Consider the following 6,248-nt stretch of genomic DNA (forward strand, 5'->3'; position numbering starts at 1 on the left):
CGGGCGATCCCGTCGATTTCCCGGCCACAAAATGCGCCTCCCGGGCTTTATCCTGCGGGAACTGAAGCCTATGAGAACGCCGATGACCGATTTCGTTTCCCCTTGCAAGGGGCGTCCTTCCCGGCGCACGTTTCTGACGGTGAGCGCCTGGGGCCTGGGAAGTCTCGCGGCGCCGAAACTTCTCCGGGCGCGCGCGCGGGGGGCCAATCCCCGGGCGTCGGTCCTCTTCGTCCACCTGGCCGGAGGGCCTTCGCATCTGGAGACGTACGACCCCAAGCCCGACGCTCCGATCGAAATCCGCGGCCCCCTGGGCACCGTGCGCACGAGCCTGCCCGGCGTCCGCTTCGGGGAGCTCCTTCCCGAGCAGGCGCGCGTCGCCCACCGCCTCGCCGTCGTGCGCTCCGTCGCCCACGACCAGACGCAGCACGCCGGCGGCGACCACATCATCCAGACCGGCGTCCCGCTGCGCCGGGCCGCGGGGGACGACGAGGCCGCGCCCGAGGCCCCCGCGGTCGGATCCTTCGTGGCCCGGTTCCGCGGATCCGGCGTCCGCGGACTCCCGGCGTATGTCGCCGTCCCGCGCGCCGACCGGTTCGCCGGCCCGCATTTCCTGGGCGCGGCGTACGCTCCCTTCGAGACCGGCGGATATCCGGAAAGCGACGGGTTCCGTGTCCCCGCCCTGGTCCTGTCCAAGTCGCTCGATCGCCGTCGGCTCGAAGAACGCCTGGCGCTGCGGCGCCGCCTGGAGGAGGGCCGCCTCCTCGACGATCCTCGAGGGGTGGCCGAAGGCATGGACCGGTTCGCCGAGCAGGCCTTCGAGATCCTGGCCACCGGACGCGCCGAACAGGCCTTCAACATCCATGCGGAAGACCGCGCCGTGCGCGAACGCTACGGACGGACTCACTTCGGCCAGTGCCTTCTTCTGGCCCGCCGCCTCGCGGAGGCCGGAGTCCCGTTCGTCACGGTCCGCGACCCCGGGTGGGACCACCACGCCGACCTTGTCCGCGGCATGCGCGACCGCATGCCCCCCGTGGATCGCGCCCTCGCGGCGCTCGTCGCCGACGTCTACGAACGCGGGCTCGATCGCGACATCTTGATCGTGGTGACCGGGGAATTCGGACGCACCCCGCGCATGAACGCCGATGGCGGCCGGGACCATTGGCCCGGGGCCTACAGCGTCGTCTTCTCCGGAGGGGGCCTCAAGGTCGGCCAGATCGTCGGGGCCACTACGCGCGACGGAGCGTCTCCCGCCTCCGACGCCTACGGGCCCCAGGATGTCCTGGCGATGATCTATCGCCACATGGGCATCGATCCGGGCGCCACGGTGGAGGACGCCCTCGGCCGGCCGATTCCCCTCCTGGAGCGCTGCCGCTTCATCCGGGAACTGCTCTGATCGGCCGCCTCCACCGTTCCACGGACGAAACCCATGGCGGACCCAACGTGCCGGAAACGGAACGCCTGCGCCTCGTCGTGCGCCCTCCTCGCCTGAGGACAACCCCTCTGATATGATTGGTCCGGCTTTTGCGGCCCAGGAATCGGCCGATGCCCTACGAAACCGACGCCCTGTCCCCGACGCTCCGTCAGCAGGAAGCCTTTCTCGCGCTGGCGGAAACGCTTCCGGTTCTGATCGCCCTCATCCAGGGCGACAAGCTCGTCTACGTCAATCCCGCCGGGTGCGCCATGCTGGGGTATCCGCCCGGATACTTCGTGGGACGGAACTTCTGGGAGGCCGTCTCGCCGGCCGATCAGGAAGCGGCCCGGGAGCGCGGGCGCGCGCGGCAGGCGGGAGTTCCCCAGCCCCGCCGGTTCGTTGAGCGCCTCCGCCATGCCGACGGCCGCGACGTCTGGATCGATTACTCCGTGGACCTCCTCACGCTGGACGGGAAGATCACCACGCTCGTGACCGGCCAGGACGTCACCGAGCGGCGCCGCATGGAGGACGAGCTTCGCCGAAACGAGGAGCTCTTCCGGAGCGCCTTCGAACATGCGGCCGCCGGAAAGGCCCTCATCGGATCGGACGGACGCTTTCTCCGCGTGAATCCCTCCCTGTGCCGCATGGTCGGGCTTTCGGAAGAGGAGGTCCTCGCCTCGCCCGTCGAGGCCCTGATTCATCCCGAGGAGCGCGAAGCGATTTTCCGCCTGGTCACCGGTCTGCTGACATCGGGCCGCCCGTCGGCCTCCCGGGAAACCCGCCTGATCCGCAAGGACGGCCGCCCCGCCTGGGCGCTGCTGAACGTCACCCGCGTGGGGAGCGAGGAGTGCTGCGTCCCCCACCTCCTGGTCGAGTTCCACGACGTCACCGAGCGCCGCGAGGCCGAGCGGCTTCTGAAGGAAAGCGAGGCCCGCCTGGCGGAAGCCCAGCGCATCGGCCGCCTGGGAAGCTGGGAGTGGGACGTCGCGCGCGACCGGATTCTCTGGTCGGAGGAAATGTACCGGCTCTTCGACATCGACCCGTCCGAGTTCCGCCCGTCGTACGAGGGCTACTTGTCGCTCCTTCACCCGGACGATCGCCCGAGGGCCGCGCGCGTCGTGGAGGAAGCCTTCCGGACGGGACTGCCCTTCGAGTTCGAGCATCGGATCCTCCTGAAGGACGGACAGCTCCGACGCATTCGGGGCCGAGGCGAAGTCTTCCGAAACGACCGCGGAGAGATCGTCCGGATGGCCGGCACCGGACAGGACGTGACGGAGCTGCGGCGGGCGGAAGAAGCCTTGCGGGAGAGCGAGGAGCGTTACCGGGCCCTCGTCGAACACGCCCCCCAGGCCATCGTCGTGGGCGACGCCGACACGGGGAAGTTCGTGGAGGTGAACCCCCGCGCGCTGGCGCTTTTCGGAATGTCCCGCGATCAGCTCCTGGCGATGGGGCCGGAGGACTGCTCCCCCCCGTTCCAGCCGGACGGCCGCCCTTCGAGCCGGGCCGCCCGGGACTACATGGAACGGGCCCTCCGCGGCGAGGCCCCGGTCTTCGAATGGGTTCATCGGAACGCCGCGGGCCAGGAGATCTACTGCAGAATTCACCTCGCCCGGCTTCCCGCCGCCGGCCGCAACCTCGTCTGCGCCACGATCAACGACGTCACGGACGAAAAGCGCCTCCAGGAGCGGCTCCGTCACCAGGACAAGATGGCCGCCATCGGTCTTCTGGCCGCGGGTGTGGCCCACGAAATCGGAAACCCCCTGCAAGCGCTCTCCATGGCCGCCCAGAGCCTCGACAAACGCCTCTCCGACGACTACGGCCGGCGCAAACTCGCCCTCATCGGAGAGCACATCGACCGCCTTTCGCGGATCGTGCGCCAGATGAGCGATCTCGCCCGCCCGCAGAACGCGCAGGCCGCGACCTGCGATCTCAACGCCGCGATCCGCCGCGCCCTGGAAGTGGTCCGCTACGACCGGCGGTCCCGGGAGGTCGAGTTCGTCTTCGATCTGGCTCCGGACGCTCCCGCCGTCACCGCCGTGGAGGATCAGCTGACGCAGGTATTCCTGAACCTCGCGTTCAACGCCCTGGACGCCATGATCGCCAATCCCCCGGAACGGCCGCGCCGCCTGCGCGTTTCGACGCGCCGCGAGGACGGCGCGGACGGCCCCCGCGTCCGCGTGGCCTTCGAGGATACCGGGCCGGGAATCCCCGAGGCGCTGCGACACCGCCTCTTTCAGCCCTTCTTCACCACCAAGGACGCCGGTCGCGGCACGGGGCTGGGACTCTCGGTGAGCGACCGGATCGTCGTGGAGCACGGCGGCCGCCTTCGCTTCGAACCGGCCGAAGCCGGCGGCGCGCGCTTCGTCTTCGAACTTCCCGCCCGGGAGGGCCGATGAAGCTGCGCGTGCTCGTGGCGGACGACGAAGCGGCCATCCGCGCGGAGCTCGAGGAAGCCCTTCAGGAGGCCGGCTTCGAGACGCGCGCGGTGGCCGACGGGCGGGCCGCCGCCGAGGCGGCGATGGAAACCTCGTTCGACCTCTGCGTCAGCGACATCCGCATGCCGGGCCTCGACGGAATCGAGCTCCTCAAGCGCCTGGCGCAGGTGAGCCCCGAAACGATGGTGCTCCTCATGACCGCCCACGCGGATCTCGGAACGGCCATCGACGCCCTGCGGCACGGCGCCGTGGATTACCTCCTGAAGCCCTTCCGCCTGGAGGAGCTCCTGGCCAGGATCCGCCGCCTGGCCGAACACCGCGCGCTCGTCCTGGAAAACCGGAATCTCCGGCGGCTCGTCGAAGCCGCGGCGGGGGCGACCGCGATCCGGATGGTCGGAGAAAGCCCCGCCATGAAGAAGGTGCTCGAGACGGTGGATCGGGTCGCGCCGCTTCCGAGCAGCGTGCTCATCTCCGGAGAGAGCGGCACCGGCAAGGACCTCGTCGCGCGCGCTCTTCACGAGCGCAGCGGGCGCGCCCGCGCGCCGTTCGTCCCCATCAACTGCGCCGCCATCCCCGAAGCGCTTCTGGAAAGCGAGCTTTTCGGCCACGTGCGGGGCGCCTTCACCGGCGCCGTGGAAGCCAAGGAGGGACTCCTCAAGACGGCCGGCGACGGGACGGTCTTTCTCGACGAGCTGGGAGAAATGCCGCTCCCTCTGCAGGCCAAGCTCCTGCGGGCCCTCGAAAGCCGCGAGATCCAGCCCGTCGGCTCCACCCGCCGCGTCCCCGTCCAGGCCCGCTTCGTGGTGGCCACGAACCGCGACCTCCGCGCCGAAATCCGCGCGGGACGCTTCCGCGAAGATCTCTACTTCCGCCTCGCGGTGGTCGACATCCGCGTGCCGCCGCTTCGCGAACGCCGGGAGGATATCCCCCTCCTGGCGAACCATTTCCTCGAGAAATACGCCCGCGAACTGGGACGCCCGGTCCGAGGAATCTCCCGCGAGGCGCTGCGGCGGCTGGCGGGACACGACTGGCCCGGAAACATCCGCGAGCTGTCCAACGTCGTCGAGCGCGCCGTGATCTTCGCCTCCGGCGAGGAGATCGTCCCCGCGGATCTTCCCGAGCCGATCCGCGGCGCCGTCCCCCGGGACCCCGAACTGCCCGTCGACCTCCGGCAGGCGACCCGCGCGTTCGAACGCGCCCATATCCTGCGCGTCATCGAGCAGTGCGGGGGAAACAAGCGCAAGGCCGCGCGCCTCCTGGGCCTGGGAACCACGTCCCTTTACCGCAAACTGGGAGCCTCCGAGTAGAACCCGGCGCCTTCCCGCCTTCGGAACGCGCGCCGCGATTCCGTCCCGATTTCGGTCCGCCCCGGGGAGGCGTGCAGGCGGCGCTTCGATGGCACGGCGGTTGCTCCCTCCTTCCGCGGAACGCCCCGCGCGTTCCGGAAAGGAGAGCCCCCAATGACCCTGAAGGCGGCGACGGCGTTGCTGGCCGCGGCCTCGCTGGCGGGGTGCGGAAAGTCGGAAGCGGCGGCGCCGACTCCCGCCCGCCCCGAAGACCGCATCGCTCGAGGAAAGTACCTGGTCGAGACCATCGGCTGTTCCGATTGTCACACGCCGTTCAAGATGGGATCCGCCGGGCCCGAGAAGGATCTCTCCCGCTATCTCTCCGGCCACCCCGAAACGGTCCGTCTGAGCGCCCCGCCCGCGGTCCCGCCGCCGTGGTTCATGGTCATGGACGCCACGGGAACCGCCTTCGCCGGCCCCTGGGGCGTCTCCTATGCGGCCAATCTCACTCCCGACGTCAACACCGGACTTGGATTGTGGACCGAGGACATGTTCCTTCGCGCCCTCCGGGAAGGAAAACATTGGGGACAGTCCCGTCCCATCATGCCGCCGATGCCGTGGGATGCCTACCGCCACCTGACCGACGAGGATCTCAAGGCCGTCTTCGCCTACCTTCGAAGCATCCCGCCGGTGGTCAACCACGTGCCGGACTATCAGCCTCCTCCGACGAAGAAAGACGAATAGATCCCCATACCCTACACCCCGCAGGAGCCCCCGGGAACACCCTCCCGGGGGCTTCTCCCTCTTCTGATCGGCGTCCGACGCCGCCCTGGGCTCCGAAGTGCCGGCATGCCAAAACCCGAATCCTCGACCTCGAAGCGTTCCGGAATCGGGACGCCGCCCCGGCCGCCCGCGATGGGGTCGGATGTGGCATGGGCTTTGCTCTAGCCGTTCCCTCGAAGGGCAAGAGGGATGGGCATGAACGCGCATCTTCGTCGAGCAATCGGTTCGTTCCTTGTCCTGGCGGCGGTCGGCGGCGTCGCGGCCGGACTGGCCGCCTGGAAGGCGCAGGCGAAGCGCCACGCCGAAGCGGCGGGCGCCCATCTTCCCGAACCC

Annotated in this window: 4 protein-coding genes; all 4 read left to right on the forward strand. The window is 69.7% G+C overall.

Going from position 1 to position 6,248, the window contains the following annotated elements; genetic code table 11:
- The first annotated feature begins 82 nt into the window (after positions 1-82).
- The 4 genes from VNO22_10110 (at position 83) to VNO22_10125 (ending at position 5,876) form a co-directional block, all read left to right on the forward strand.
- Entirely contained in the window at positions 83-1,393 is a 1,311-nt protein-coding gene (locus VNO22_10110) for a DUF1501 domain-containing protein (protein HXG61721.1), read from the forward strand.
- A gap of 149 nt (positions 1,394-1,542) precedes the next feature.
- Positions 1,543-3,807, forward strand: a complete 2,265-nt coding sequence (locus VNO22_10115; GenBank protein HXG61722.1) for a PAS domain S-box protein — start codon at positions 1,543-1,545, stop codon at positions 3,805-3,807.
- Complete coding sequence (locus tag VNO22_10120; GenBank protein HXG61723.1) at positions 3,804-5,153, forward strand: sigma-54 dependent transcriptional regulator; 1,350 nt, start codon at positions 3,804-3,806, stop codon at positions 5,151-5,153. The genes VNO22_10115 and VNO22_10120 overlap by 4 nt, the downstream gene beginning before the upstream one ends.
- 153 nt (positions 5,154-5,306) lie before the next feature.
- Positions 5,307-5,876, forward strand: coding sequence for a c-type cytochrome (locus VNO22_10125; protein ID HXG61724.1), 570 nt, complete (start codon positions 5,307-5,309; stop codon positions 5,874-5,876).
- Positions 5,877-6,248: the final 372 nt, after the last annotated feature.

The sequence above is a fragment of the Planctomycetota bacterium genome, assembly GCA_035574235.1.
Lineage (GTDB): Bacteria > Planctomycetota > MHYJ01 > MHYJ01 > JACPRB01 > DATLZA01.